General features: G+C 59.8%; 28 protein-coding genes. 11 read left to right on the top strand and 17 right to left on the bottom strand.

The window, feature by feature from the left end; genetic code table 11:
• Positions 1 to 34: 34 nt before the first annotated feature.
• Positions 35 to 1,063 carry an alkaline phosphatase D family protein gene (locus OZ410_RS12990; RefSeq protein WP_277708443.1) on the top strand — a complete coding sequence of 343 codons (1,029 nt, stop codon included), beginning with the start codon at positions 35 to 37 and terminating at the stop codon, positions 1,061 to 1,063.
• Between the two features lie 48 nt (positions 1,064 to 1,111).
• Positions 1,112 to 1,534 carry a nucleoside-diphosphate kinase gene (locus tag OZ410_RS12995; protein ID WP_277708444.1) on the top strand — a complete coding sequence of 141 codons (423 nt, stop codon included), beginning with the start codon at positions 1,112 to 1,114 and terminating at the stop codon, positions 1,532 to 1,534.
• 52 nt (positions 1,535 to 1,586) lie between these two features.
• On the opposite strand, the gene OZ410_RS13000 is transcribed toward OZ410_RS12995, so the two are convergent.
• Genes OZ410_RS13000 through recF form a run of 3 tightly spaced genes read right to left on the bottom strand, consistent with a single transcriptional unit; the run spans position 1,587 to position 3,365 of the window.
• Entirely contained in the window at positions 1,587 to 1,880 is a 294-nt protein-coding gene (locus OZ410_RS13000) for a DciA family protein (protein ID WP_277708445.1), read from the bottom strand.
• The gene (locus tag OZ410_RS13005; protein ID WP_277708446.1) at positions 1,880 to 2,305 is read right to left on the bottom strand and encodes a hypothetical protein; all 426 of its coding nucleotides are present in this window, start codon (positions 2,303 to 2,305) and stop codon (positions 1,880 to 1,882) included. The genes OZ410_RS13000 and OZ410_RS13005 overlap by 1 nt, the downstream gene beginning before the upstream one ends.
• Entirely contained in the window at positions 2,286 to 3,365 is a 1,080-nt protein-coding gene (gene recF / locus OZ410_RS13010; RefSeq protein ID WP_277708447.1) for a DNA replication/repair protein RecF, read from the bottom strand. The genes OZ410_RS13005 and recF overlap by 20 nt, the downstream gene beginning before the upstream one ends.
• Positions 3,366 to 3,471: 106 nt before the next feature.
• Here recF and OZ410_RS13015 point away from each other — a divergent pair, with 106 nt between their 5' ends.
• The 6 genes from OZ410_RS13015 (at position 3,472) to OZ410_RS13040 (ending at position 8,554) form a co-directional block, all read left to right on the top strand.
• A complete protein-coding gene (locus OZ410_RS13015) occupies positions 3,472 to 4,239 on the top strand; it encodes a tetratricopeptide repeat protein (protein ID WP_277708448.1) in 768 nt (255 codons plus the stop codon).
• Positions 4,239 to 4,715, top strand: coding sequence for a 6,7-dimethyl-8-ribityllumazine synthase (gene ribH, locus OZ410_RS13020; protein ID WP_277708449.1), 477 nt, complete (start codon positions 4,239 to 4,241; stop codon positions 4,713 to 4,715). The genes OZ410_RS13015 and ribH overlap by 1 nt, the downstream gene beginning before the upstream one ends.
• Positions 4,716 to 4,802: 87 nt before the next feature.
• A complete protein-coding gene (locus OZ410_RS13025) occupies positions 4,803 to 5,093 on the top strand; it encodes a riboflavin synthase subunit beta (protein WP_277708450.1) in 291 nt (96 codons plus the stop codon).
• A complete protein-coding gene (gene mutL, locus OZ410_RS13030; RefSeq protein WP_277708451.1) occupies positions 5,094 to 6,953 on the top strand; it encodes a DNA mismatch repair endonuclease MutL in 1,860 nt (619 codons plus the stop codon).
• Complete coding sequence (locus OZ410_RS13035; protein ID WP_277708452.1) at positions 6,946 to 7,692, top strand: rhomboid family intramembrane serine protease; 747 nt, start codon at positions 6,946 to 6,948, stop codon at positions 7,690 to 7,692. Before mutL ends, OZ410_RS13035 begins: the two co-directional genes overlap by 8 nt.
• 1 nt (position 7,693) lies before the next feature.
• A complete protein-coding gene (locus OZ410_RS13040) occupies positions 7,694 to 8,554 on the top strand; it encodes a rhomboid family intramembrane serine protease (protein WP_277708453.1) in 861 nt (286 codons plus the stop codon).
• On the opposite strand, the gene OZ410_RS13045 is transcribed toward OZ410_RS13040, so the two are convergent.
• The 11 genes from OZ410_RS13045 to udk all read right to left on the bottom strand — a co-directional run bounded on the left by OZ410_RS13045 (position 8,551) and on the right by udk (position 18,836).
• Positions 8,551 to 8,862, bottom strand: coding sequence for a DUF6122 family protein (locus tag OZ410_RS13045; protein WP_277708454.1), 312 nt, complete (start codon positions 8,860 to 8,862; stop codon positions 8,551 to 8,553). The two genes, OZ410_RS13040 and OZ410_RS13045, sit on opposite strands and share 4 nt — an antisense overlap.
• Positions 8,855 to 9,487, bottom strand: coding sequence for a WbqC family protein (locus tag OZ410_RS13050; protein ID WP_277708455.1), 633 nt, complete (start codon positions 9,485 to 9,487; stop codon positions 8,855 to 8,857). The genes OZ410_RS13045 and OZ410_RS13050 overlap by 8 nt, the downstream gene beginning before the upstream one ends.
• A gap of 3 nt (positions 9,488 to 9,490) precedes the next feature.
• Positions 9,491 to 11,197: a signal peptidase I gene (gene lepB / locus OZ410_RS13055; protein WP_277708456.1), complete on the bottom strand. Its 1,707-nt coding sequence runs from the start codon at positions 11,195 to 11,197 to the stop codon at positions 9,491 to 9,493.
• A 52-nt stretch (positions 11,198 to 11,249) separates the two neighbouring features.
• Positions 11,250 to 11,951: a 4-hydroxy-tetrahydrodipicolinate reductase gene (gene dapB, locus OZ410_RS13060; RefSeq protein ID WP_277708457.1), complete on the bottom strand. Its 702-nt coding sequence runs from the start codon at positions 11,949 to 11,951 to the stop codon at positions 11,250 to 11,252.
• Positions 11,952 to 11,954: 3 nt separating this feature from the next.
• Positions 11,955 to 12,599 (bottom strand): DUF5683 domain-containing protein, encoded by a 645-nt coding sequence (locus OZ410_RS13065; RefSeq protein WP_277708458.1) that lies wholly within the window; start codon positions 12,597 to 12,599, stop codon positions 11,955 to 11,957.
• Positions 12,592 to 13,497, bottom strand: a complete 906-nt coding sequence (locus OZ410_RS13070) for a ParB/RepB/Spo0J family partition protein (RefSeq protein WP_277708459.1) — start codon at positions 13,495 to 13,497, stop codon at positions 12,592 to 12,594. Before OZ410_RS13070 ends, OZ410_RS13065 begins: the two co-directional genes overlap by 8 nt.
• Positions 13,498 to 14,271 (bottom strand): ParA family protein, encoded by a 774-nt coding sequence (locus tag OZ410_RS13075; protein ID WP_277708460.1) that lies wholly within the window; start codon positions 14,269 to 14,271, stop codon positions 13,498 to 13,500.
• A gap of 124 nt (positions 14,272 to 14,395) precedes the next feature.
• Positions 14,396 to 16,552, bottom strand: coding sequence for a methylmalonyl-CoA mutase (gene scpA, locus OZ410_RS13080; protein ID WP_277708461.1), 2,157 nt, complete (start codon positions 16,550 to 16,552; stop codon positions 14,396 to 14,398).
• The gene (locus OZ410_RS13085; RefSeq protein ID WP_277708462.1) at positions 16,539 to 17,900 is read right to left on the bottom strand and encodes a methylmalonyl-CoA mutase subunit beta; all 1,362 of its coding nucleotides are present in this window, start codon (positions 17,898 to 17,900) and stop codon (positions 16,539 to 16,541) included. Before OZ410_RS13085 ends, scpA begins: the two co-directional genes overlap by 14 nt.
• A complete protein-coding gene (locus tag OZ410_RS13090) occupies positions 17,890 to 18,225 on the bottom strand; it encodes an FtsB family cell division protein (protein ID WP_277708463.1) in 336 nt (111 codons plus the stop codon). Before OZ410_RS13090 ends, OZ410_RS13085 begins: the two co-directional genes overlap by 11 nt.
• A gap of 2 nt (positions 18,226 to 18,227) precedes the next feature.
• On the bottom strand, positions 18,228 to 18,836 hold the full coding sequence (gene udk / locus OZ410_RS13095; RefSeq protein WP_277708464.1) for a uridine kinase: 609 nt from the start codon (positions 18,834 to 18,836) through the stop codon (positions 18,228 to 18,230).
• Positions 18,837 to 18,979: 143 nt separating this feature from the next.
• Between udk and OZ410_RS13100 the strand changes: the two genes are divergently transcribed.
• Genes OZ410_RS13100 through OZ410_RS13110 form a run of 3 tightly spaced genes read left to right on the top strand, consistent with a single transcriptional unit; the run spans position 18,980 to position 22,463 of the window.
• Entirely contained in the window at positions 18,980 to 19,465 is a 486-nt protein-coding gene (locus OZ410_RS13100; RefSeq protein ID WP_277708465.1) for an acyl-CoA carboxylase biotin carboxyl carrier protein subunit, read from the top strand.
• Positions 19,466 to 19,474: 9 nt separating this feature from the next.
• Entirely contained in the window at positions 19,475 to 20,917 is a 1,443-nt protein-coding gene (gene accC / locus OZ410_RS13105; protein ID WP_277708466.1) for an acetyl-CoA carboxylase biotin carboxylase subunit, read from the top strand.
• A 4-nt stretch (positions 20,918 to 20,921) separates the two neighbouring features.
• The gene (locus OZ410_RS13110) at positions 20,922 to 22,463 is read left to right on the top strand and encodes an acyl-CoA carboxylase subunit beta (RefSeq protein WP_277708467.1); all 1,542 of its coding nucleotides are present in this window, start codon (positions 20,922 to 20,924) and stop codon (positions 22,461 to 22,463) included.
• A 109-nt stretch (positions 22,464 to 22,572) separates the two neighbouring features.
• Here OZ410_RS13110 and OZ410_RS13115 read toward each other — a convergent pair whose 3' ends face one another.
• The 3 genes from OZ410_RS13115 to OZ410_RS13125 are packed head-to-tail and all read right to left on the bottom strand — an operon-like array spanning position 22,573 to position 26,496.
• Positions 22,573 to 23,643, bottom strand: coding sequence for an anhydro-N-acetylmuramic acid kinase (locus OZ410_RS13115; RefSeq protein WP_277708468.1), 1,071 nt, complete (start codon positions 23,641 to 23,643; stop codon positions 22,573 to 22,575).
• Complete coding sequence (locus OZ410_RS13120) at positions 23,640 to 25,241, bottom strand: glycoside hydrolase family 3 protein (protein WP_277708469.1); 1,602 nt, start codon at positions 25,239 to 25,241, stop codon at positions 23,640 to 23,642. The genes OZ410_RS13115 and OZ410_RS13120 overlap by 4 nt, the downstream gene beginning before the upstream one ends.
• The gene (locus OZ410_RS13125; RefSeq protein ID WP_277708470.1) at positions 25,231 to 26,496 is read right to left on the bottom strand and encodes an AmpG family muropeptide MFS transporter; all 1,266 of its coding nucleotides are present in this window, start codon (positions 26,494 to 26,496) and stop codon (positions 25,231 to 25,233) included. Before OZ410_RS13125 ends, OZ410_RS13120 begins: the two co-directional genes overlap by 11 nt.
• Between the last annotated feature and the right edge of the window lie 37 nt (positions 26,497 to 26,533).

Consider the following 26,533-nt stretch of genomic DNA (forward strand, 5'->3'; position numbering starts at 1 on the left):
GAAAACGGTACCTTTAATCCCTAAACCCATACCTGTGAAAGCCTTTTCTGCCTGCCTTGCCGCCTTTTTGATAGCCGTTTCCTGCCGGGATCCACAACCCGCTGCCACAGCCCCGGAAGAACCGGTTTTTACGGTTGCCTTTGGATCCTGCAACCGCACTCGCCTCCCTAACCCTTTGTGGGACGATGTGCTGCAGGCCCGGCCCCAGGTCTGGATCTGGGGCGGGGATGTGGTTTATGCGGATACGGACAGCATTCCACTGCTTAAGGCGGCCTATGCCCTGCAGGATTCCGTACCCGGCTATGCCCGGCTGCGGGAGGCGGTGCCGGTGCTCGGCACCTGGGACGACCACGATTACGGGATGAACGACGGGGGTGCCTCCTTCCAGGCCAGGGAAGCCAGCCAGCAGGCCTTCCTCGATTTCCTCAACGTGGCCCCCCGCGACCCCCGCAGGCTGCAGCCCGGGGTCTACCACAGCGAAACTTTCCGTCACGGCCCCTATGCCGTAAAGATCCTCCTGCTCGATACCCGCTACCACCGTTCGGACCTGACCCCGGATACCACGGGGGTAAAGCGCTACGTCCCCAACCCGGATGGGGAGGGGACCATGCTGGGCGAAGCCCAGTGGGCCTGGCTGGGGCGGGAGCTTAAAAATTCCCGGGCGGATTTCAACCTTGTGGTGAGCAGCATTCAGGTGCTTTCGGACCGGCACGGGTTCGAAACCTGGGGGAACATGCCCCACGAGCGCCAGCGCCTGCTGGAACTTATTGCAGCATCCGGGGCCCGGGGGGTAATCCTCTTGTCCGGAGACCGGCACCTGTCGGAATTCTCACGCACGCAGGTGGCAGGTCTGCCGTATCCGCTGGTGGACTTCACCAGCAGCGGGCTTACGCATGTCTACAGCGGTTTTAGCGGGGAAGAGAACCCCTACCGGGTGGGGCAGGTAGTGAACGAGCGCAGTTTTGGGTTGCTGCGGCTGTACCCGGAATCGGGCCGTGCCCGCATGGAAATGATGGGCGACAGCAGCCGAACCCTTAGTTCCCTGCAGGTTCGGTTTCAATAATTTTGTGGGAAGGTTCCAGAAAGTGTACTTTTGCAAAAATTTTTGGAAATGACCGGAAACAGAACCTTTACCATGATCAAGCCGGATGCGGTTGAAAATGGCCACATCGGGGCCATCCTTGAAAAAATCACCGCGGCAGGCTTTAAGATCATTGCGATGAAATACACCCAGTTGAGCCGCCGCGACGCGCAGCAGTTCTACGCCATCCACAAGGACCGCCCCTTTTTCGGGGAGCTGGTGGATTTTATGACCCGGGGCCCCATTGTGGCGGCTATCCTGGAAAAAGACAATGCCGTGGAGGACTTCCGCGCCCTGATCGGGGCTACCAACCCGGCCGAGGCTGCCGAAGGCACCATCCGCAAATTATTTGCCAAGGACATCGGCGAGAATGCCGTTCATGGGTCCGACAGCGACGAGAATGCCCAGGTGGAAAGCTCCTTCCACTTCTCCGGGCGCGAGATCTACGCCTAAGGGTAAGTCCATTATTGGTGTTAAGCAAGGCCCCGGGGATTCCCGGGGCTTTTTATTGCAGAAACAGTTGTTCCACCACTTCCCGCCCCATGTGGGCATTGAGCATCTCCACAATCTTCCGGTTGCCCAGGCTCAGTTCTTCCCGCAGTACGGAGGAGGTGAGCTCCACCCGCAGGGTAGTGCCCCTGAGGCGAACCTGCCGGGTGTATCCGGCCACCCCGGGGCCCATCACGGCTTCCCAGGCCGCCACAATGTCTACCTGGTCCAGGCCCTTTTGCAGGCCATGGGCGCTAATAAAGCCCTTCAGGGCCTCTCCGAGTTTTTGTTCGCCATCCTTGCGTGCCATCAGGGGTTCGGGGTTAAGGGTTCGTACCTGCGGTAGTGGTACCTGAGGTCGTTGGCATGCAGGGTAACCAACCGGTCCTTTTCCAGGGTTTCCACCCGCTCTTCCCAGGTGTCCGTCTCGCCCTGGAAGCGAAGCACCAGCTGCCCGTCCTGCTCCAGTGCCTCCATGGGCAGGGCATCGTCCGAGGTCTGAAATGTCCCGTCCAGGTTGGGCTGCATTTTTTTGAGGTAGCCTTTGTTCCCGTCCAGGTGATAGTAATTTACGGAGGTGTTCACGGTATACTCCCGCTCCCCTCCGCCAGGAAATTCCACCCGGTCAATCTCCCAGTACCCCTCCAGCCGGGGGGTGGCTTCCATGCCCGGAGGCTGGTTGCACCCCAGGCTAAGGGCCAGCAGGCACAATACACTACAGACGGATCGAAACATAGGATTGGTGTATGGCTTTTACGACGGCTTCGGTGCGCTCCGGGTGGGTGTCGCTGATAAAAATTTGCCCGAAAAGGTCCTGGTTTACCAGGCCCACAATATGGGAAACGCGGTGCTCGTCCAGTTTGTCAAAAATATCGTCCAGCAATAAGAGGGGCATGCCCTTTACCTGTTCCTTGATAAACTGGAACTGGGCAAATTTCAGGGCGATCAGGAAGGATTTCTGCTGACCCTGGCTGCCGAATTTCTTGATGGGGTGGCCCTGGATCTCCATCCGGAGGTCGTCCTTATGCACCCCCTTGGTGGTGTATTGCAGTACCCGGTCCTTTTCCAGGGACGTTTTAAGCAGCGCTTCCAGGGGGGCATCTTGAAGCTGGCTGTCGTACCCCAGGCTCACCGGTTCCTCCCCTCCGGAAATGGCCTGGTACTGTTCCGCGAAAATGGGCTGGAAGGCCTCCATAAAGGCCATGCGTTTGGCGTGGATCCGGGTGGCCATACCGGAGAGCTGCAAATCGTAGACCCCCAGGGTTTCCGGGTCAAAATGGTGGTTGGCGGCAAAGTACTTCAGCAAGGCGTTGCGCTGGGAGAGCACCTTGTGGTAGTCCAGCACATCCCGCAGGTATTCCCGGTCGGACTGGGAGATGACCCCGTCCATGAATTTGCGGCGGGTTTCGCTCCCCTCTATGATCAGGTCGCGGTCCGCCGGGGAGACAATCACCAGGGGCACCTGCCCGATGTGTTCGGAAATTCGATCATAGACTTTCCCGTTGCGCTTGAGCACCTTTTTGGCCCCTTTCTTGAAACTGCAGACAATATGCTGCTCTTCCCCTTCCTTCTCCAGCTTCCCGTCGATGACAAAAAAATCCTGCCCGTGGCGGAGGTTCTGGGTGGTGATGGGGTTGAAATAACTCTTCCCGAAGGCCAGGTGGTAGATGGCGTCCAGCACATTGGTCTTCCCCACCCCGTTGGGCCCGACCAGGCAATTGATCTTGCTGTCGAAGCGGAAATCGGCCGCTTCGAAATTCTTGTAATTCAGTAAGCTCAAGTGCGTTAGATGCATAAGGCTGGGGTGGTGGCTGAAGGGTCAAATTATTGAAAAATAACGAATAATTTGACTTTCGGTTTTGGATAAAACCTGTATTTTTGCGCGACCAATATTACGAAAAATGGCGACATACAAAAAGCGCGGACACAAGGGTACGAACAAGGCGGAAGCCACCCAGCAGGAAATCCACGACAGCACAACGGCAGAGGTTTTCAGCAGCCTCGATACCGGTGCTTCCCGGACCGAGCAGTGGGTAGCCCGCAACCAGACGTATATCCTCGGTGTGATCGGCGTGGTGGCCGTTGCGGTATTGGGTTACCTCGGATACGAGAAATTGGTACAGGAACCCCGGGAGGCTTCTGCCAGCAATGAGCTGTTCTTCCCCATGCAGTATTTTCAGCAGGCTCAGCAGAACGAGTCCCAGGCAGATTCGCTTTACACCCTGGCTCTGAACGGGGCCGAAGGGAAGTACGGGTTACTAGATATCATGGACAACTTTTCCGGCACCAAGGCGGCCAACCTGGCCACCTACGCTGCCGGGATCTCCTACCTGCACCTGGACCAGTACGACCAGGCCATCGATTACCTGGAAGATTTTAAATCCGACGATGCCATCCTGGGCTCCGTAGGCGAAGGCGCCATTGGCGATGCGTTTATGGAACTGGGGCAGGGGAGCGATGCCCTGGATTATTATGAAAAGGCCATTGCCCACGATACCAATGCCTTTACCACCCCCCTTTACCTCCACAAGGCCGGGATAACCGCCCTGCAACTGGAGGAGTACGGTAAGGCCCTAAAATTCTTTACCCGCATTAAGGAAGAATTCCCGCAGTCTGCCCAGGCGAGCGGAGTGGAAGCCTATATTGGCATGGCCCAAAAAGGCAACTGATGGCCACTTCTGGAAAAGACCTTTCCGCCTTTAACCCGGACGCTCTCCCGGACGGCGCCGGTTACCGCATAGGGCTGGTGGTTTCCCAATGGAACGACGAAATTACGGGTGCCCTGGCCAGGGGAGCCCAGGAAACCCTGCTGGACCTTGGGGTGCCCGAGAACCAGATTCTGCGCTGGGATGTGCCCGGGAGTTTTGAGCTGCCCTTTGGCTGCAAGCGCATGATCGAGCGGGAACGGCCGGATGCCGTTATTGCCATCGGCAGCGTGATCCGGGGGGAAACGGCCCACTTCGATTTTGTCTGCCAGGGTACAGCCCAGGGCATCATGGACCTGAACCTGCAGCACGATGTCCCGGTGATATTCTGCGTCCTTACCGACGACACCTGGGACCAGGCGCGGGCCCGAAGCGGCGGGCGCCATGGGAACAAAGGCGTGGAGGCGGCAGTGGCTGCCCTGCAGATGGCCGCCCTCTGATCCTTTTCTTTCCCCAGCCCTGTTAACATTTTTTGGGAGGCACACGTGGCCCGGCTGCCCTATTTTAAGTATTTTTGGGAGACTACTATGGGACGATTTTCGAGGCTTCGCAAGAACAAGAAATACGGCTACACCCCCAGGTACTACGACGATAAAGGCGAAGGCAGCCCCTTTAAAATGGAGCAGCGGCTGGACCGTTTCCGCAGTACCGGTGGGGTACAGGGCGGGATCAAATCGCGCCTGAACCGGGCCTTACGCGATTCCCGACAGGAAGGCGACCCCAATTACAAACTGCGGTTCCTGCTGGTGCTGGCCATCTTGTTGCTGGTGGTGCTGTACCTGCTGGATTTTGACCTCTCCATATTTTTCCCTGAGTAAATGCCAAACCGAATACACGTATTACCGGATCATGTGGCCAACCAGATTGCGGCCGGGGAGGTGGTGCAGCGGCCGGCCTCTGCGGTGAAAGAGTTGCTGGAAAATGCGATTGATGCCGGCAGTACGCAGATTGAACTCATTATTAAGGATGGGGGCAAGACCCTGATCCAGGTGGTAGACAACGGTTCCGGCATGTCCGGGGAGGACGCCCTGTTGTGTTTCCGCCGCCACGCCACCTCCAAGATCAGCGGGGCGGAAGACTTGTTTCGCATTCGTACCAAGGGCTTTAGGGGGGAGGCCCTGGCTTCCATTGCCGCCATTGCCCAGGTAGAACTCACCACCCGCACGGCCGATGCCCGCCTGGCCACCCGCATCCGCATTGCCGGGGATCAGGTGCAGGCCCGGGAGGAAGCCGTGGCGCCTGAAGGCACTTCCCTGAGCGTAAAGAACCTGTTTTTCAACATCCCTGCCCGGCGGAATTTCCTGAAGTCCGCCAAGGTGGAGTTCCGCCATGTGCTGGAGGAATTCCAGCGGGTGGCCCTGGCCCACCCCGGGGTAGGGTTCCGCATGATCCACAACGAGAGCGAGGTACACCACCTGCCGGCCTCCAAGCTACGCCAACGGATAGACTACCTCTTTGGCAACCGCATGCACGACCGGCTGGTGCCCATTACCGAGGAAACCCAACTGGCGGCCATTGGCGGGTTTGTGGTCAAACCCGAGTTTGCAAAGAAGAGCCGGGGCGAACAATACTTTTTTGTGAACGACCGCTTCATCAAAAGCCCGTACCTGCACCATGCAGTAATGGCGGCCTTTGAAGGGCTTTTAAAGCCCGATACCGTTCCCGGCTACTTCCTGTACCTGGACGTACCCCCGGAAAGCCTGGATGTCAATATCCACCCCACCAAAACCGAGGTAAAATTTGAGGACGAACAGAGCCTGTATGCCATTTTGCGGTCGGCGGTTAAACACAGCCTGGGGCAGTTCAGCATCCGGCCGGTCCTGGATTTTGAGCGGGACCAGAACCTGGACACCCCCTATGCTTTCCGGGAGCGGGAGGTGGTGGTGCCCGAGGTGAGTGTAGACCGGAATTTCAACCCCTTTTCGGAGCCACAGGCCCGCGGGGGGGTAGCCCCACGGAGAAACGCCAGGCCTGCCGCGGGCTGGGAAGCGCTGTATGAAGGCCTGGGGGAGACCCCTGCAGGGGAACCTGCCCAGGAATCCCTGGAGATCGAATCCGGGGCACGGGGTGGGGGACTGCTGGAAGAAGGCGACACCCTGCACCAGGATGTGCGCGGGGTTTTCCAGCTGGACCGGCGCTACATTGTGACCCGCATCAAATCCGGGCTGTTGCTCATTGACCAACAACGCGCCCACCAGCGGGTTCTCTACGAACAGCTGCTCGAAAACATCACCCGCCAGGACCCGGTGGTGCAGACCCTGATCTTCCCCCTGGTAATTTCCCTGAACCCCGCAGAGCGCCATTTGCTGGAAGACCTGACGGACGCCCTGGAGGGCATGGGGTTCCGTTTCCGTTTGGCTGAAAACGGACCCCTGGAGATCATTGGCCTGCCGGCCCTGGTGCCCGAGGCGGAAGCCCCCGCCCTGGTGGACGGCCTGCTGGCCGGCTGGCAGCAGCACGCAGGGGAGGAAGGGTTTTCCCAGAGCGACCGCATGGCCAAGGCCCTGTGTAAGCGGCTTGCCGTAAAGCCGGGCACCGCCCTGGAACCGTCGGCCCAGCTGGCCCTGGTAAACGACCTGTTCGGGTGCAGGGACGCCCGCATGAGCCCCTTTCAGAAACCCATCCACATGACCCTCCCCCTGGAGGAACTGGACCAAAAACTCAACACCCATGGGTAGACTTACCGACGGCATCAAGCATTTGCTGATCATTAACCTGATCTTTTTCGTAGCCACCGCCCTGTATGGGGATCGACTGTTTGACTGGTTTGCGCTCTGGTACCCCGAGAACCCGCATTTTTCCTGGTGGCAGATTGGCACCCATATGTTTATGCACGGGGGTCTTGCCCATATTTTCTTCAATATGTATGCGCTATGGGCCTTTGGTTCCCCCCTGGAGCAGATGTGGGGCACCCGGAAGTTCCTCTTCTTTTATTTCTCCGCCGGGCTGGGGGCCGCCCTGATCCATACCGGGGTGAATATGTACTATGTGCAGCAGGGGGTGGAGGCCCTGGTACAGGCCGGGGTAGCCAAGAGCGAGGTCCTGCAACTGCTGGCCAGCGGGGAAGCCCCCCGGAGTTGGCTGCAACTGGCCGACCCGGAAAAGGTGCAAACCATGGCGGATACCTTCTATTCTCCTGCGGTGGGGGCCTCCGGGGCCATTTACGGGATTTTGGTCGCCTTTGGGATGTCTTTTCCCAACAGCGAACTCTTCCTTATCTTTTTGCCCATCCCCATCAAGGCGAAGTATTTTATCCCGGTGCTCATAGGCCTGGACTTGTTTTCGGGGGTTACGGGCTATTCCATCTTCGGGTCCGGCATTGCGCACTTTGCCCACGTGGGCGGGGCGCTCTTCGGCTTCCTGATGATGTGGTACTGGAAGCGCAACCAGTTTAACCAAAACCGTTGGGATTTATAAGATGCAGGGAGGACTCAGATACCAGTTTGCGCGGCTCAGCATAGCCGAAAAGCTCATTGTGGTGAATGTGGCGGTCTTTATCGTCTTTAAGCTCACCGCCTTCCTGATGGCTATGCCCGCCTGGCGCCTGGAGGCCTGGCTGCACCTGCCCAAGGATTTCTTCGACTTCCTGACCCAGCCCTGGTCCCTGGTCACCTACTCCTTTTTGCATGGGGGTTTATGGCACCTGTTTTTCAACATGCTGATGCTGTATTACGTGGGGCGGATCTTTCTGAATTTGTTTGGCCCGCGCCGCTTTATCAATGTCTATTTCCTGGGGGTAATCCTGGGTGGGGCATTCTTCCTCACGGCCTATAACATCTTCCCGGCCTTTTACCAAAGCCAGTCGCCCCTGGTGGGGGCCTCGGCCGGGGTTATGGCGGTGCTGATTTTTATCTGTACCTATATGCCCAACCAGGAGGTGCGGGTGTTTTTCTTCAACCTGAAACTCTGGTATGTGGGGGCTTTCTTTGTGTTGCTGGACCTGGTTACGATCCCGATGGGAGACAACCCGGGCGGGCGGCTGGCCCACCTGGGAGGCGCTTTGTTGGGGTATCTATACGCCCGGGGCTCCCTGCAGGGCAAGGACCTGGGGGCGGGTTTCTCCCGCATGCTGGACGCCGTGGCCGGGCTCTTTGAGCGCAAACCCCGCAAGGCTCCCATGAAAACAGTGTACAAAAAGGCTGCGCCCAAAGCAGACCACGGCAAAGCGGCGCGCCAGCGCAAAATTGACGGCATCCTGGATAAGATCAGCAAAAGCGGGTATGAAAGCCTGACCCAGGCCGAAAAAGACTTCCTTTTTAAAGCCGGGAAAGAAGACTAACCCATCAGGGCGCAATCGGCCCCGTCCGCCATCAGGTGGATCAGCAGCCCCAGTCCCAGCGGCCGCGTCTTGGGCAGGGCGGCCAGCACAATGTACACGGGCACGGCCCAGAAGGAATGCAACGGGTGGAACCCCAGGCTACATCGGTTGGGGTCGAATACCGGATCGGCCAACAGGTGGTCTGCATCAATGGCCATCCCGGCCCACAGCCACAGCAGGGCGCGCCAGGGCTTTTCCGGGAAGGCCCAAAAGGCGATCACCACCGGAAGCAGCAGATGTATGCCGTAATGTACCCACTCCCTACCCATGGGCGGGAAGGGTCAGGGTACGCAGGTACTCCCTGGCCTGAGGCCCTTCGTTAAAGAGCAGGTCCAGGGTACTCATGGCGGGCAGGAACCCGTGCCGGTCTTCAAAGACCTGGTGGTAAGGGGGCTGGGGCCCGTCCAGGCCCGTTTTGGCATGGATCAGCCCGCGGGCATCCACCCATGGGGTTACCTCTTCTTTATAGCTTTCGGTTTGAGCCTCCGGAAAGGAGATGTCCAATAGGCGGCATAGCAGTTGGATGGTGGCCAGGTCCCAGGCCATCAGCGAATCGAAAGGGGTTTCATAGAGGGGCCTGACCTCCGTTTCGTAGAATTCGAAAAAAGGGGCAGAGCGGTAGGCGGTCTCCAGGCTGCGCCAGTGCTGCCGCTGCCAGGGATAGGTGTTGTCTATCAACACCTCCCGGAAACGCTGCCGTCCATGGCGGCCACCTACATGGCGGATGGGGATATTGAGCATCAGCCGGCCCCGGTCCGTACAGATGTAGCAGCGGTTGCGGTAGGTCTGTTTCTGGTAATTGTCCCAGGCCTCCCACAGGACCTCACCCTGCAACAGGCAGGCCATGGTGTCCGGGTTGGGGAAATAAGCCGGGTGCAGCAGGAACAGAGCCAAAAGTCAGGCGTTTTTTCGTTTTTTGCGGCGGCGCCACAAGTAATCCCCGACAAAATAGGCGGCCAGGGCCAGCAGGAAGATGCGGAAATAGGAGCGGGGCTCCCCGGAGCCGCCCACGGTGGTAAAGATGCGGTCCCACCTGGGTTTCCAGTTGGCTATGCCCTGGTTGAAATTGTCGAAACTCATCCAGATAAAGACGGGCTTGCCCACAATGTGGTTCTCCGGTACGTATCCCCAGGCCCGGCTGTCTTCGGAGTGGTCGCGGTTGTCCCCCATCATCCAGTAATAGTTCTGGGAGAAGGTGTAGTGGTCTGCCGGCTGCCCGTCTACCAGCACCTGGGTGCCGGAAACCCCAACCTCATGGCCTTCGTAATCCCGGATGATCTTTTTGTAAAAGGGCAGGCTCTCCGGGGTCAGGGCCACGCGGTCGCCTTTGCCCGGGATATAGATGGGACCAAACTGGTCTGTGTTCCAGGGGTATTGCGGGCTTTGGGGGAAGATGTTGCCCCCGGGCACCCCTGCGGGTTCCACCAGGCGCACCACGGAATCGACCCCGGAAATGCCCCGCAGGGCTTCGGCCATCTGGTCGGTAAGGGCCACAATGCGCTCGCGGGCCGGCAGTTCCCGGATTTGCCGGAGCCCGGCCTGGCGTACCACCTCAATGGGGAGCCCCCGCGCATCCGTAATCAAAAGGGTTTGCCCCGCCTGGCTGCCCATTTGCAGGGTATAGCCTTCCAGGAATTTGGCCTGGGACGGGTTCAGGGGTTCGCAGGCATAGGTGCGCAGGAACTCATCGGCTCCTACCTGCTGGAACCAGCGGGTAGAAACGCCCTTCTGGCTGTAGGCAGTATAGTCGTACATGGGGCGCGCACGGTCGGACAATTGCAGGGGCTTGCCATTGATGTAGACATAGCCGTCAATGACCTGCAGGGAGTCCCCAGGGGTGCCCACGCAGCGCTTCACATAATTCGATTTTTTGTCGATGGGTTTATCCACCCCCTTTTCGATCCGGAAGAACTGGCGGACCGTATCGGCCGGCCAGCTAAAGACCACCAGGTCGTTCTTCTTCACCTGCTGGAACCCCGGCAGGCGCATATAGGGGAGCTGGGGTTTTTTCAGGTACGAGCGCACCCCCAGCCCCGGCAGGGTATCGTGAACCATAGGCGCGGCCACTGTGGTCATAGGCAGCCTTGCCCCATAGTGGAACTTGCTTACAAAGAGCAGGTCGCCCACCCTAAGGGTGCGTTCCAGGGAGGGGGTAGGGATCACATAGGGCTGCATGAAATAGGTGTGGACCAGGGTGGCAGCTACCACCGCAAAAACGATGGAACTCACCCATTCCCCGGAGGCGGACTTCGGGTTCAGGTCCCGGTCTGCCCGGTACGTCAGATTTCCGGTGTAATTCAGGTAGGCGATGTAAAAGCCCAGGGTAAGCAGGACCGCCCAGGTATCCACCAGCCGCGTTTTCCCGAAGCTGCGCACGGTTTCCACCCAGACCACCGGGAACATCAACAGGTTTATGATGGGCAGGAACAACAGCAGGACCCACCATTTGGGCCTGCGGATGATCTGCATCAGCACCATGGCATTGTAAATGGGGATGGCGGCTTCCCAGGCCTTGCGCCCTGCGGCCTGATAGAGTTTCCAGGTGCCCAGAAAGTGCACCACCTGTACGGCGAGAATGAAAATGATCCACTGGGTGTAGTCCATAGAGGTCCTTTTGGTTCAAAGAACGCCCTTCACGCGCAGTTGCGCCAAGGGCTTAACGGAGGTTTAACACGTCTTGCATCCCGAAAATACCCTTTTTTCCGAGAATCCACTCGGCCGCAACCACCGCGCCGGTGGCAAAGCCTTCCCGGTTGTGGGCGGTATGGATAATGTCGATCCGGTCCACTTCGGAGACGTAGGATACCCGATGGGTGCCGGGGGTATCCCCAAGGCGCAGGGAATGGACGGGCAGTTCCCCTTCCTTTGGGTCTTGCTGGGTCCAGGCGGTGTAGGCGCTGTTTTCAATCAGCCCTTCGGCCAGGGTAATGGCCGTGCCGCTAGGGGCATCCAGTTTCCGGGTATGATGGGTTTCTTCGATTTCGGCCCGGTACCCCGGGGCCTGCTGCATAAGCTGCGCCAGGTGGGCATTCAGGGCAAAGAAGAGGTTTACCCCCAGGCTGAAATTGGAGGCATAGAGGAAGGCGCCGGCATGCTCCCGGCACAGGGCGCAGGCATCGTCGTAGCGATCCAGCCACCCGGTGGTCCCGGAAATGACGGGTACCCCGGCTTCCAGACACCGGCTGATGTTGCCGAAGGCGGCTTCGGGACTGCTGAAATCGATGGCCACATCGGTTTGCTCAAAGGGAACCGGGTCTTCCGGCCCGTCTATACGCGCGGCAATACGGTGCCCCCGGGCTTCGGCTATCTTTTCGACCAGCCGGCCCATGGTCCCGTATCCGAATAGGGTAATCTGCATGGGTTAAAATCTGATGCTGAGGGCCAACCCGTAATGCGGGTCGGCACTGATGGGGTTCACGTCCAGGTAGGGCTGGAAATCCAGGCTTAGGTTCTCGTCTACATTGTACTGCCTCAGGTGGGCATCCACATTGGCATCAATGATGTTCAGGGCGTAGAGGGCCACCGTGATAAGCAGGGCCAGGTCCCGGTCCCGCTGGTAGCGCTCCTGCCCGTCCTGAAGGGCTTCGTCCGACAGGACCGGGGAGGTGGGGATGATGTTGTCGTCCCGGTTGATGTCGTAAAATTCGTCGTCCGTAAAGCCCGCCCGCCGCCGTTTAAAAGCCGTGCGGTAACGATCGTACAGCCCATCGTTAAAAAGGTATACATAGGTGCCTGTCCCGATAGCGCCCCAAACGATGGGGATTTTCCAGTACCGCTTGTTGTAGGCCTGCCCCAGGCCGGGCAGGACGGCCGAGTAGAAAGCGGCCTTGCTGGGGGCAAGGGGGTTGATGGCTTTTTTCTCCACCATATCCACCACCACACCCTGCCTGGCCAGTTCCGTCTGCAGGGAGTCTGCATCCGAAGGGGCCGGCGGATTTTCTTCCTGGGCCATCCCCAGGGCGGCCACCCAGAGGGCCAAAAGGGTAAGCAAGCGGGTTTTAAGCACCGGTGATGCGTTTTTTGAGCCGTCTGAACTCTTCTTTGCTGTGGAAGGGGATGGTGATTTTACCTTTCCCCTGGTTAGAGGCCTGTATGGAAATGGGAGCATCCAGGTAGGCCTTGAGCAGCTCCAGCCCGTCCTCGGCGAAATCGGGCATGGCTTTGGCCGGTTTGGCCGTGGTTTCCCCGGCATCCGGCTTGTCGTGGAACTCGCGCACCAGGGCTTCGGTTTCCCGCACCGAGAGGCTGCCCTCCAGGATGCGTTCGTAGATGTCCAGCTGGTCTTCCCGGGTCTCAATATTGACCAGGGCGCGCCCGTGGCCCATGCTGATAAAGCCGTCCCGCATCCCGGTCTGGATAATGGGGTCCAGCCGCAGCAGGCGCAGGTAGTTGGTGATGGTACTGCGCTTTTTGCCCACCCGCTCGCTGAGCTTTTCCTGGGTAAGACCCACCTCGTCGATCAGGCGCTGGTAGGACAGGGCAATCTCCACCGGGTCCAGGTCCTGCCGCTGGATGTTTTCCACCAGGGCCATCTCCAGGGACTCCTGGTCGTTGGCAATCCGGATATAGGCCGGGATCTGTTTCATCCCGATACGCTGGGAAGCGCGGTAGCGGCGTTCCCCGGAAACCAGCTGGAAACGGTTGTAGGCCAGTTTCCGTACCGTGATCGGCTGGATCAAGCCCAGTTCCCGGATGGAAGAGGCCAGCTCGTCCAGGGCTTCGTCGTTAAAGTTGGTCCGGGGTTGGTGGGGGTTAACCTCGATGCTTTCCAGGTCCAGTTCCACGATGTTGCCCACCAGCTGGTCCGCCCCTTTGTCGGAAACGGACTGAATGTCGTTTTCCGGGTCTTTCAGCAAGGCGGAAAGCCCGCGGCCCAGGGCCTGTTTTTTCATCGCTTTGGCCATCTATACGGTTTGTCGGTTCTTCTGCAGCAGCTCGTTGGCCATGTTCAGGTAGTTGGCCGCACCCTTGCTGCTGGCGTCGTATTTAATGATGCTTTCTCCGTAGCTGGGCGCTTCGCTCAGGCGCACATTGCGCTGGATAATGGTGTCGAAGACCATGTCGCTGAAATGCTTGCGCACTTCCTCCACCACCTGGTTGGACAAACGCAGGCGGCTGTCGTACATAGTGAGCAGCATGCCCTCGATGTCCAGGTCCGGGTTGTGGATGCGCTGCACGCTCTTGATGGTGTTCAGCAGCTTACCCAGGCCTTCCAGGGCGAAATATTCGCACTGAATGGGAATGATGACCGAATCCGCTGCCGTGAGGGCGTTCAGGGTAAGCAGCCCCAGGGAAGGGGCGCAGTCGATCAGGATGTAGTCGTACCGGTCCCGGATGCTGTCGATGGCCATTTTCAGCATGGATTCCCGGTTGTCCTGATCTACGAGTTCAATCTCGATGGCCACAAGGTCTATGTGGGCGGGGATCAGGTCCACGTTGGGGGAATCCGTGGCGATGATGGTTTCTTCGGCAGACCGGGTGTGCTCCAACAACTGGTAGCTGCCCAGGGTAATCTGTTCCACATCCACCCCCAGGCCGGAGGTGGCATTGGCCTGCGGATCTGCGTCGATCAGCAGTACTTTTTTCTCCAGTACACCCAGGGAGGCAGCCAGGTTTACCGTGGTGGTCGTTTTACCGACGCCACCTTTCTGATTTGCAATAGCAATGGTCTTGCCCATTTCACATAAGAGTTAGGGCCTAAAAATACGATTATTTGCCATCCGTGAAAACGGAACTTGTCAACAGGAAGTGAATAACTTTTGGCGTAACGCCCGGTTTCCCGGGGGGTTGCCGCCTTGGCGCTTACCCCTCCTGCAGCAGGTTTTCCAGGATTTCGATGGCAGCGGTCGAAATGCGGGTACCCGGGCCGTAAATGCCGGAGACCCCTTCCGCCATCAGGAAGTCGTAGTCCTGTTTGGGGATGACCCCGCCCACCACCACGCGGATGTCTTCCCGCCCGGCTTCGGCCAGGGCGCGGATCACCTCCGGGACCAGGGTTTTGTGGCCGGCTGCCAGGGAGGATACCCCCAGGATGTGCACGTCGTTTTCCACCGCCTGTTTGGCCGCTTCGGCCGGGGTCTGGAACAGGGGGCCGATGTCTACGTCAAAGCCCAGGTCCGCATAGGCGGTAGCCACCACCTTGGCGCCCCGGTCGTGCCCGTCCTGCCCCATCTTGGCAATCATGATTCGGGGGCGGCGGCCCTCTTCGCCCGCAAAGCGGTCCGAAAGGGCGCGGGCCTTCTCAAAGTCTGGATCTTCCTGCATTTCCTTGGAATACACGCCGGTAATAGATTGTACTTCGGCCCTGTGCCTGCCGAATACCCGTTCCATGGCGTCGCTGATTTCGCCCAGGCTGGCTCGGACGCGGGCCGCGTCTACCGCCAAAGCTAGCAAATTCTCCCCGGGCCCGCAGGGGCTGCCGTCCATCTTTTTACGGGCGGCGGCTTCCAGGGCGGCCAGGGCTTTTTCCACCGCCGCGGCATTGCGGTTCTGGCGCAGGGCTTCCAGGCGGGCTACCTGCTGGCGGCGCACCTTGTCGTTGTCTACCTCCAGGATTTGCAAGGGGTCGTCCTCCGGGCTGGGGTAGCGGTTCAGCCCAATCAGCACCTCCCGCCCCGAATCGATGCGGGCCTGTTTCCGGGCCGCCGCTTCCTCGATCCGCATTTTAGGAATGCCGGCCTCAATGGCTTTGGTCATGCCGCCGTGGGCTTCGATTTCCTCCAGCAATTCCCAGGCCTTTTCGCATAGCTCCGCTGTGAGGGATTCCACGTAATAACTTCCTCCCCAGGGATCTACGGTTCGGGTGATCCCCGTTTCCCGCTGCAACACCAGCTGGGTATTTCGCGCAATCCGGGCCGAAAAATCGGTAGGCAGGGCAATGGCTTCGTCCAGGGCATTGGTGTGCAGGCTTTGTGTACCCCCGAATGCTGCTGCGGACGCCTCGATCAGGGTGCGGGCCACGTTGTTGAACGGGTCCTGTTCGGTGAGGCTCCACCCGCTGGTCTGGCTGTGGGTGCGCAGGGCCATGGATTTGCGGTTCCCGGGTCCGAAGGGTTCCACCAACCGGGCCCAGAGCATGCGTCCGGCCCTCAGTTTGGCGATTTCCATAAAGTGGTTCATCCCGATGCCCCAGAAAAAGGAGAGGCGGGGGGCAAAATCGTCGATCTTCAGGCCCGCCTGCAACCCGGTGCGGATGTATTCCAACCCGTCCGCCAGGGTGTAGGCCAGTTCCATATGGGCAGGGGCGCCCGCTTCATGCATGTGGTAGCCGGAAATGCTGATGCTGTTAAAGCGGGGCATATGCTGGCTGGTGTACTCAAAGATGTCCGCTACCAGCTGCATGGAAGGGGCCGGGGGGTAGATGTAGGTGTTGCGCACCATAAATTCCTTCAGGATGTCGTTCTGGATGGTGCCGGCCAGTTGCCCGGGGGCTACCCCCTGTTCTTCGGCCGCCACGATGTAGAACGCCATGATGGGGATTACCGCCCCGTTCATGGTCATGGACACGGACATTTGGTCCAGGGGGATGTCCTCAAACAGGCGTTTCATGTCTTCCACGCTGTCTATGGCCACCCCCGCTTTGCCCACGTCGCCCCGCACCCTGGGGTGGTCGCTGTCGTACCCCCGGTGTGTGGGCAGGTCAAAGGCCACGGAAAGGCCTTTCTGGCCGGCCGCCAGGTTCCGCTTGTAAAAGGCGTTGCTCTCTTCGGCGGTGGAGAACCCGGCATACTGGCGGATGGTCCAGGGCCGCCTTACATACATGCTGCTGTAGGGTCCCCGAAGGTAGGGCGGGATGCCCGCGGCATATCCGGTGTGGGGCAGGGCTGCAGTATCGCCCGGGCCGTATTGTCTTTTCAGGAAGATACCTTCAGCCGTAGGGGTGGTTTCCGGCTGTTCCTGTTGCCCGGATGGGGGGGTGGGATGCCCCCAGGAGAGGTGTTGTACCTTATCGCGCTTCATCGTCCATTCGTTTTTGTTCGTATCCCGCGGCCAGCCTGCGCAGGGGCAGGGGTTCGATCAAAGTCTTGCGGCCCCGCTTTCCGGGAAAAACCGGGCGTTCCAGTTCCCCCGACATGCGGTCGTCCGGGTTGGGGTAGGCATTGCTGCCCACCAGGATCCGCTCGCCGGCATTGAAGGCTTCCTGCTCGCGCGCGTGGCTTTCCCGGATCTTTTTCTGGATCTGGTGCGTTTTGAGCTGGGCCAGCAGGCCGCCGCCCTTTTCCAGGGTTTTGAGCAGTTCCAGGCTTTTGCGGCCCAACTGGTCCGTAAGGGCCTCGATATAGTAGGCGCCATCTGCCGGGTTGCCCACCTCTGAAAAATAACTTTCATGGCGCAGCAGCAGCAGCTGGTTGCGGGCCATGCGGTCGCCAAAGGCATTGGGCAGGTGGTAGAGGGCGTCATAGGGGAGGTTGCACACCAGGTCTGCCCCGCCCAGGATGGCAGACATGCATTCCGAGGTGGTCCGCAGCATATTGGTGTTGTAATCGTACAGGGTTTTGTTGCGGCGGGAGGGTGTGGCCAGGATGCGGCAGTCCCCCGAAGCCCCATAGGCCCGAGCCAGCAGGGCCCATCCCTGTCTGAGGGCCCGGAGTTTGGCGATCTCCATAAAGTAATCCCCGCCAATGGCCACCCGGAAAACGGGATTTTCCACCAGGGCTTTCAGGCCCGGGTCGGTTTCCGCCCGCAGCAGGTATTCAAGCCCGTGGGCCAGGGTGTAGGCCAGTTCCTGCATCCGGTTGGCCCCGGCCTCCTGGTAGAGGCTGGCCCGGATGCCCAGCACCGTCTGGGACCCGCGGGCTTCCCCGGGTTTTTCAAGATCGGCTTCCATGCCCGCACACCAGTTCCCGGTAGCCAACAGCCCGCCAATGGGGTCCGCCATCAAGTGGGTTTGCCCCTTCAGGGTGGCGGGAATGCTTTCGGGGAGCTTGGCTTCCAGATGGTCCCAGGCCACCCACAGGGGGGTGTCTTCCGGCAGGCCGGAAAAGCCTTCCAGCGAGGCATGCCCGGCCCCCGTCACCACCAGGGCATCCGCGCCCCCGTCCAGGGCTTCCCGGGCCCGTGCAGCCGGGTCTTCCCCTTCCCCCATATCCAGTGTGTACCCTATGGCCCAGGGGCCTTTCCGGGGCGGGACGCCCCCGGGTTCCTTCCGGTCCGTTTCGGTGTAAAAGGGTTTTACCTGTATGCCTTCCGGGCTGGTCCAGGTGAGCAGTTCATTGTAGTCGCCCCCTTTCAGGTCTGCCTGGATCTGCTGCTTCCACTGCTTGTCCGGCACGGGGGGGAAGGCTTCAAAAAGGGTATCAGTCTTCATGGTCTTTTTCCTTGAGGCTGTCCGGGTATTCAATGATAAAAATCTCCTCTTCCGGTCGCTTCAGATAGTATTTTTCCCGGGCGAACTTTTCCAGGGCCTTGGGGTCTTCCAGGGTTTTGATCAGTTCCTGGTCCCGTGCAATCTGCTCTTCCAGGAATTCCATCTGCTTTTCCAGTTTGCGGATTTCGCCCTGCAGCTCCCGGTGGATCAGCAGGGAATTGGTGTCGAAAAAGAGCATCCATACCAGAAAAAGGGTCAGTGCCAGTACGTAGATATTACTGGCAATGCGGAACCACTTTTTTTTGCGCAGGCCTTTGAGGAACATTTTCAAACGAGTTTATTGGCAATGATGGTGCGGACAATGTCTATGGCCACCGTATTGTATTTGTTGTTCGGGATAATGATGTCCGCGTATTCCTTGGTGGGCTCGATAAACTGGTCGTGCATGGGTTTCAGGGTATGCTGGTAGCGATCCAGTACTTCCTGCAGGTCGCGGCCGCGTTCGCTGATGTCCCGCTTAAGGCGGCGGATCAGGCGTTCGTCCGAATCGGCATGCACAAAAATCTTAATATCGAAGAGCTTGCGAATTTCCGGATGCGTCATAATCAGGATGCCTTCCACAATCATCACCTTTTGGGGTGGGGTAGGAATGGTTTCTTTGGTGCGGTTATGGTCCACAAAGGAATACACCGGCTGGGCAATGGTTTCCCCGGCCCGCAGCGCCTTCAGGTGGGTTTCCAGCAGCTCGAAATCTATGGAGCTGGGGTGGTCGAAATTGATCTTGCACCGCTCCGCATAGCTCAGGTGGGAGAGGTCCTTGTAATAGGAATCCTGAGAGATGACCCCCACTTCGGAATCTGGTAATTCGCTGATAATCTGGTTGACTACGGTGGTTTTTCCGCATCCGGTGCCCCCCGCAATACCGATGGTTAACATGCCGCCTGCTTTTGCGCTAAATTAGGCATTTCGGCAGAGATTCCGGCCCGTCCTTTCCCCTTCCCGGGCCGAAATTCCGGGATGCCCCCGGGCCGTACCCGGGGAAAGCCGTATTTTTAGGGGTAGCAATAAAACCCTTTGCTATGGCAGCATCCTACAACGCCCGGGTGGAAGACACCTGGGACTTTGACATCACACCCCAACAGGCCCGGGAGCTGGACTTGGCTCCGGAAGCCGACGGCTGGCAGCATTTGTTGTCCGATGGACGCGCCTACCGGGTACGGGTGGAAGCCGCGGACCCGGCCACCAAAACCTATGCGGTTCGGATAGGGGGCAATACCTACAGGGTTCGCCTGTTGGATGCCCTGGACCGGCAGATCCGCGAGATGGGGCTGCAGTTGCAATCGGCCCGGAATATCTCCCGCATAGAAGCCCCCATGCCCGGGTTGATTCTCTCGGTACAGGTTTCGGTAGGTGATACCGTCCGCAAGGGGGACCCCTTGCTGGTCCTGGAAGCCATGAAGATGGAAAATGCCATCCTGGCCCCACAGGACGGGGTGGTGAAACAGGTGGCCGTGCGCCAGGGGGAAGCCGTGGAAAAGAAAAGCCTTTTGGTGGAATTTGAATAATCCCGACCCATGCAGAAAATTCTGATTGCCAACCGGGGCGAGATCGCCCTGCGCGTGATGCGAACGGCCCGGAAAATGGGCATAGAAACCGTAGCCGTGTACTCCGAAGCAGACCGGCAGGCGCCCCACGTGCGCTTTGCGGACCAGGCCGTTTGCCTGGGCCCGGCGCCTTCGGCCCAGTCCTACCTGAATACCGAAGCCATTCTCGCGGCCGCAAAGGCTACCGGGGCGGATGCCATCCACCCGGGCTACGGGTTTTTGAGTGAGAACGCCGCCTTTGCCGGGGCAGTGGCCCGAGCCGGGCTGACCTTTATCGGCCCCGGCCCCGAGGCCATAAGCACCATGGGCGACAAGCTGGCTGCCAAAGAGGCGGTACGGCATTACGACATTCCTATGGTTCCCGGTACCGACCACCCGGTGGAAGATCCGGAAGAAGCGGCCCGCACGGCCGGGGAAATTGGCTACCCCATCCTGATCAAGGCCGCGGCCGGCGGTGGGGGTAAGGGCATGCGTATTGTGGAACAGGCATCGGAACTGAAGCCGCAGATTGAACGGGCCATGAGCGAGGCCAAATCCGCCTTTGGGGACGGCTCGGTGTTTATCGAGAAATACGTGAGCGGCCCCCGCCATATCGAAATCCAGGTGATGGCGGACACCCACGGCAACATCCTGCATTTCTTTGAACGGGAATGCAGTGTACAGCGCCGCCACCAGAAGGTGGTGGAAGAGGCCCCTTCTGCCGTGCTGGACCCGGAACTGCGGGAGCGCATGGGGCAGGCCGCCGTGAACGTGGCCCGGGCCTGCGATTACGTGGGTGCCGGGACGGTGGAATTCCTGCTGGACGACCAGCGCAACTTCTATTTCCTGGAAATGAATACCCGCCTGCAGGTGGAACACCCGGTTACCGAACTCATTACCGGGCAGGACCTGGTAGCCCTGCAAATTGCCGTGGCCCGTGGGGAAGCCCTGCCCCTGAAGCAGGAAGACCTCTCCATTTGTGGCCATGCCCTGGAACTGCGGGTCTATGCGGAGGACCCCCTGAATGATTTCCTGCCCAGCGTGGGCCGCCTGGACCGTTATCGCCTGCCCGAAGGCCCGGGCATCCGGGTAGACAATGGGTACGAAGAAGGGATGGAGGTGCCCATCTATTACGACCCCATGCTGGCGAAACTCGTTACCTACGGGCAGACCCGGGAAGCCGCCATTCAAAAAATGCTGGAGGCCATTGCCGCCTACCGGGTGGAAGGGGTGGAAACCACCCTGCCTTTCGGGGATTTTGTCTGCCGCCACCCAGCCTTCCGCAGCGGCGCGTTTACCACCCATTTTGTGCGGGACCACTACCGCCCCGAACTGCTGAAAGCCCAGCGGGAGGGGGAAGCTACCCTGGCGGCGCGCCTGGCCCTGAGGCAATACCTGAACGATCTGGAAACCCTGCACCTGCCAAAACCCTGACACCATGCAAAAGAAGATAGATGCTCTGAATGCCAAGCTGGAAGCTGCCCGTCTGGGAGGAGGGGAAAAGCGGATCGAGAAACAGCACGCCCAGAAGAAACTCACCGCCCGGGAACGGGTTACCTACCTGCTGGACCCGGGGTCCTTCGAGGAGCTCGGCATTCTGGTAACCCACCGGACTACGGATTTTGGGATGGCGGACCAACAGTATTACGGTGACGGGGTAGTGACCGGTTACGGGACTATAGGGGGACGGCTGGTCTATGTGTTTGCCCAGGACTTCACCGTCTTTGGAGGGTCCCTCTCCGAGACCCATGCCGAAAAGATCTGCAAGCTGATGGACCTGGCCGTAAGGGCCGGGGCCCCGGTGATTGGCCTGAACGACTCCGGGGGTGCCCGGATCCAGGAGGGGGTGCGTTCCCTGGGGGGGTATGCCGATATCTTTTACCGGAACGTACAGGCCTCCGGGGTAGTGCCCCAGCTCTCTGCCATTATGGGGCCCTGCGCCGGCGGGGCGGTGTATTCGCCGGCCATGACGGATTTTATCGTGATGGTGGAACAGACCAGTTATATGTTCGTGACCGGGCCCAACGTGGTGAAGACGGTAACCAATGAGGAGGTGAGCTCGGAAGCCCTGGGCGGGGCCTCCACCCATGCCACCAAATCCGGGGTGGCCCACCGTACGGCCCCCAACGACATAGCCTGCCTGGAGGACCTGAAAACGCTTTTGTCGTACCTGCCCCAGAACAACCGGGAGAAGGCGCCGGCCCTGCCGTATGAAACCGGCCCCGAATGGCGGGACCAACTGGAGGGCCTGGTGCCGGACAACCCCAACCAACCCTATGATATGCACCAGGTGATCGAGGGGATTATCGACGCGGATACCTTTTATGAAATCCACCGGGATTATGCCGAAAACATCATAACCGGCTTTGCCCGCCTGGGTGGGAAATCCCTGGGGATCATCGCCAACCAGCCGTTGGCCCTGGCCGGGGTGCTGGACAGCGATTCCTCCCGGAAAGCGGCCCGGTTTACCCGGTTCTGCGACAGTTTTAACATCCCCTTGCTGGTGCTGGTGGATGTACCCGGCTTTCTACCGGGGACCGACCAGGAATGGCACGGCATCATTGTGCATGGCGCCAAGCTGTTGTATGCCCTGAGCGAGGCTACAGTGCCCCGCATCACCCTGATTACCCGTAAGGCCTATGGGGGTGCCTACGATGTGATGAATTCCAAGCACATCGGGGCGGACCTGAACTACGCCTGGCCCAGTGCCGAAATTGCCGTGATGGGAGCCAAGGGGGCCAGCGAGATTATTTTCCGGAAGGAAATTGCCGCAGCCGAAGACCCGGCGCAAAAGCTTGCCGAGAAGGAAGCAGAGTATGCTGAAGCTTTTGCCAACCCGTACCGGGCGGCCCGACGCGGGTTTATTGATGAGGTGATCCTGCCCCGGGAAACCCGCCGCAAACTCTTGCGCGGTTTTGCCAGCCTGGAGCACAAGACCGTGGAACAGCCCCGGCGCAAACATGGGAATATTCCCTTGTGAGGCGTTGCATTACGGCTAAAAAGGCTGTAGGCTACCTTGGGGGAGGTCCCCCCGCCCCTGCCAACAAGATCGATCTTGACACTGCAACTCCAAAGCAGGGCGCGGCAAATCAGCGTTCAAAAAGTTCGCCCGAACAGGAATCCCTCCGGGCCCCGGTAACCGAGGCCAGGACATTGACCTGTCCTTCCATGCGAAGGGCCCCGAGCAGGGCAAAGACCAGGGCCTCCTTAAAGGCGATCAGTTGTGCCTCCGGCACCACCACCTCCACCCCGGGTAATTCCCGGCCTATGCATTCCACCAGGTAAGTGTTTAAGGCGCCGCCTCCCGTAACCAGGAGTCGGGCCCCGGAGCTTCCCAGCAGGGGTCGCAGCTGCTGCCCGATCTGCCCGGCAATGTGGCGGACAGCCGTATGCAAAAGGTCTGCTGCGGGTTCCTTCCGGTTTTGGACTACAGGCCAGACGGTGGCCTTGAAATCTTCGTACCCCGTAGACTTGGGGAAGGGCAGGCGGTAGTATTCCAGCCGGTCCCAGGCCTCCAGGACCTCCGGGACCAGCTTGCCGATACGGGCTATTTCCCCTCCGGCATCATAGGTTTTCCCGGCCCGTTGACTCAACGGGTTCAGCAGCATGTTGGCCACCCCGGTATCGAAGGCCAGGCGCCGACCGCCCTTTTCAAACGAGATGTTCCCGATCCCCCCCAGGTTCAGGCAGGCACTGTAGTCTCCAAAAAGCAGGCGGTCCCCGATGGGTACCAGGGGGGCACCCTGCCCGCCCAGGGCTACATCCAGGGAGCGGAAGTCGCCTATGGTGCGCACGCCGGCCTCCAGGGCCAGGTGGCGGGGGCACCCCAGTTGGAAGGTAAAGCCCTGTTCCGGCCGGTGGTGGATGGTATGTCCGTGGCTGGCAATGGCATCCGCATGTAACTTGTTTTCTTCCAGGAATTGCCGGGCACAGGCCCCCAACCATTTGCCGTATTCGGCATGGAAGGCCAGTAATTCTGGGGCAGGCAACTTTATGGCGGCTTCCAGGCGTTGCTGTCGCGCTTGGTCGTAGGGGATAAAATGGGTGGCCTGGAATGCGTATTGCCAGGCATCCCCCTGCTGTTGAAGGCGAACCAGGGCCAGATCCAGTCCGTCCAGGGATGTGCCGGACATCATGCCCAGGATGTAGTACTGCTTCATGGGGATTCAAGATTAAGGGAAACCGGGAGCATTCCGGGAGCCGGGGCTTCCCCCCGGTAGAATGCCGCGGCCTGTTGCTGGCATTCGGGCAGGGGCTGGTAGGCCAGCAGCGTACCCTCGGCCCCGCCGGCCCCGAGTACCTGCAGGGCATAGGGGTTGCCGAAATGGCACAGCTGTACCCGGTGGGTGCGCCTCAGTTGGATGATGGCCGCCACAGCGGCTTCGGACATCCCGAATCTTCCCGGGGGCTTCAGGCTGGGGGGTTGCAGGGCCAACAGCACATCTTTATGGGCAGGCAGGGGCAGGGAGGCGTCCGGGCGCTTCAGGTCCCAGCGCAGCCGTTCGGCTACTGCAGGGTGTTCCAAAGCTTGGACAAAGGGATCCAGGCCGGCCCCGGCGGCAATCAGGGTAAAGGCGGGTGCCCCCGGGCCGGAAGGCAAAGGTTGGGGTGCCCCAAGGGGGCTCAGGCTGGCGGCGGCCAGTTCCTTCCGCAGGGTGGCGGGGTCTTTTTCGGGTAATACCGGGGCTGCCTTGGGGTTAAACGCTTTTTCCTTCAGGGCCCATACCTTTTGGAAGGCATCCCTGATGCGATCTTTCCCGGCTCGGGCCACTATCCGGGCATGGGCAGCCGGCAGGTCTTCCACAAAGCAGAGCATATCGTTCCCGGCTAGCAGGGCGCGCAGGGCCACTTCCCCAGGTTCCGGGTAGATGCGGCTTACCGCATGCATGTTCAGGGCATCGGTGATTACGGCCCCTTTAAACCCCATTGCATTGCGCAGCACCCCCTGTATCATGGGGGCGGATAAACTGGAGGGGGTGCCCGTAGGGTCCAGGGCAGGCACAGCGAGGTGGCCGGTCATGACAGCATCCACCCCCTGCCCGATCAGGGTGCGGAAGGGCGGGAATTCCGTGGCCTCCAGTTCGGCACGGGCCTGCCCCAGGCGGGGGAGCTCCAGGTGGGAGTCCGTATCGGTGTTCCCGTGCCCCGGGAAGTGCTTGGCGCAAACCAATACTCCCCCATCCTGCATGCCGCGGGCCAGGGCCAGGGCTTTTTGGGCCACGGACTCCGGGCGGCTGCCAAAAGAGCGATAACCGATTACCGGGTTGCCCGGGTTGTTGTTGACGTCTGCCACGGGGGCCAGGTTCCAGTGCAGGCCCGCTTCCCGGCAATCGGCCGCCATGCGCAGGCCGGTCTGGTAGAGCAGGGGGTCCTGGTCTTCCAGTGCACCGAGTGCCAGGGCGTATGGGTAAGCCTCCCCGTTTTCGATCCGCATGGCCAGGCCCCATTCGGCGTCGATGGCCATCAACAGGGGGTATGGAGCGGCTTTTTGGTAGCGTTGGATCAGGGCCCTCAGGGTCCCCAGGCTGTCCGGGTTGTGGGGAATTTCTTTTTTGCCTTCAAAATTCGTGGCGGCGCTGGCCCGGCTGTGGAAAAAGCAAAGCCCGCCCACATGGTGGTTGCGGATATACCCTTCCAGGATCCGGATTTCGTCCTCCGTATCGTTGATAAAGGCGGCAGGCATCAGCAATTGCCCTGCCTGCACCTCCAGGGGCCAGTTTTGGGCGGTAGTGAGGGAAGGCCAGGGATTATGCATCATTCTCGGAATTTTTGCCGTAATCGGCCGGATAACGGATTCGGCGGACCAGCCAGAAGACGGGCAGGGCAGCCAGCAGCACCCAGATAAAGAAACCGCCATACCCCAGCCATTGCTGCATATAGCCGCTGATCATGCCAGGCACCATCATCCCCAGGGCCATAAAGCCCGTCGCAATGGCGTAGTGGGCGGTTTTGGCCGGGCCGTCGGAGAGGTAGATGAGGTACATCAGGAAGGCTGCAAAGCCAAAGCCATACCCAAATTGTTCGGCCACAACGGTGCCCACCACGGCCCAGGTGGCGCTGGTCTGCGTAAGGGCCAGCAGTGCATAAAGGGCATTGGGCAGGTTCAGGGCCAGGATCATGGGCAGCATCCACTTCCCCAGCCCGTGGCGCGAAATCAGGATACCCCCCAGGATGCCCCCTGCGGAAAGGCAGATTACCCCAACGGTACCGTAAATGGTACCAACAGCCTCGGTAGAATAGCCCAGCCCCCCGGCCGGCGATCCGTCCAGCAAGAAGGGGGCCGCCATCTTCACCAGCTGGGATTCCCCCAGGCGGTAGGTCAGGATAAAGGCCAGGGCCCAGCCAATCCCCGGTTTCGCAAAAAATCCCCGGAACACGGCCAGGAAGCCTTCAGGTTTATCGGCTTTGCCGGAGGTTTCATAGGCCGGGGTGGCCACAAGGTTGGCTGCGGTAAGCAGCAGCATCAGAAAGGCCGTGGCGGTCAGGGTAACCGACCAGGCGCGGGCCGGGTCCCCGTAATACTGTTCCAGGAAACCGGCCAGGATTACAATCAGTCCCTGGCCCGTAATCATGGCCAGGCGGTAAAAGGTGGAACGCATCCCCACAAAGAAGGATTGCTTCTGCTCGGAAAGGGCCAGCATATAATACCCGTCCGAGGCAATGTCGTTGGTGGCCGAGGCAAAGGCGGCCATCCAGAAGCAGGCCAGGCTGGTAGTGAAAAAATGGTTGGTCGGCAGGCTTAGCCCCACCCCGAACAGGGCTGCGGCAATAAGCAGCTGCATGCGCAAAAACCACTTGCGTTTGGTGCTTTTCAGGTCTACAAAGGGGCTCCACAGGGGTTTGAGCACCCAGGGCAGGTACAGCCAGCTGGTATACAGCCCGATGTCTGCGTTGCTGACCCCCAGTTTCTTATAGAGGATTACCGAGACGGTCACCACCATCACGTAGGGGAGGCCCTGGGTGAAATAGAGGGTGGGCACCCAAAGCCAGGCCCGTTTATCTTTTGGGATCATGCGCGGGATTTGGCTTAAATGTATAAAAATAGGACGG

It is taken from the genome of Robiginitalea aestuariiviva (genome assembly GCF_029537735.1).
Classification (GTDB): Bacteria; Bacteroidota; Bacteroidia; order Flavobacteriales; family Flavobacteriaceae; genus Robiginitalea; species Robiginitalea aestuariiviva.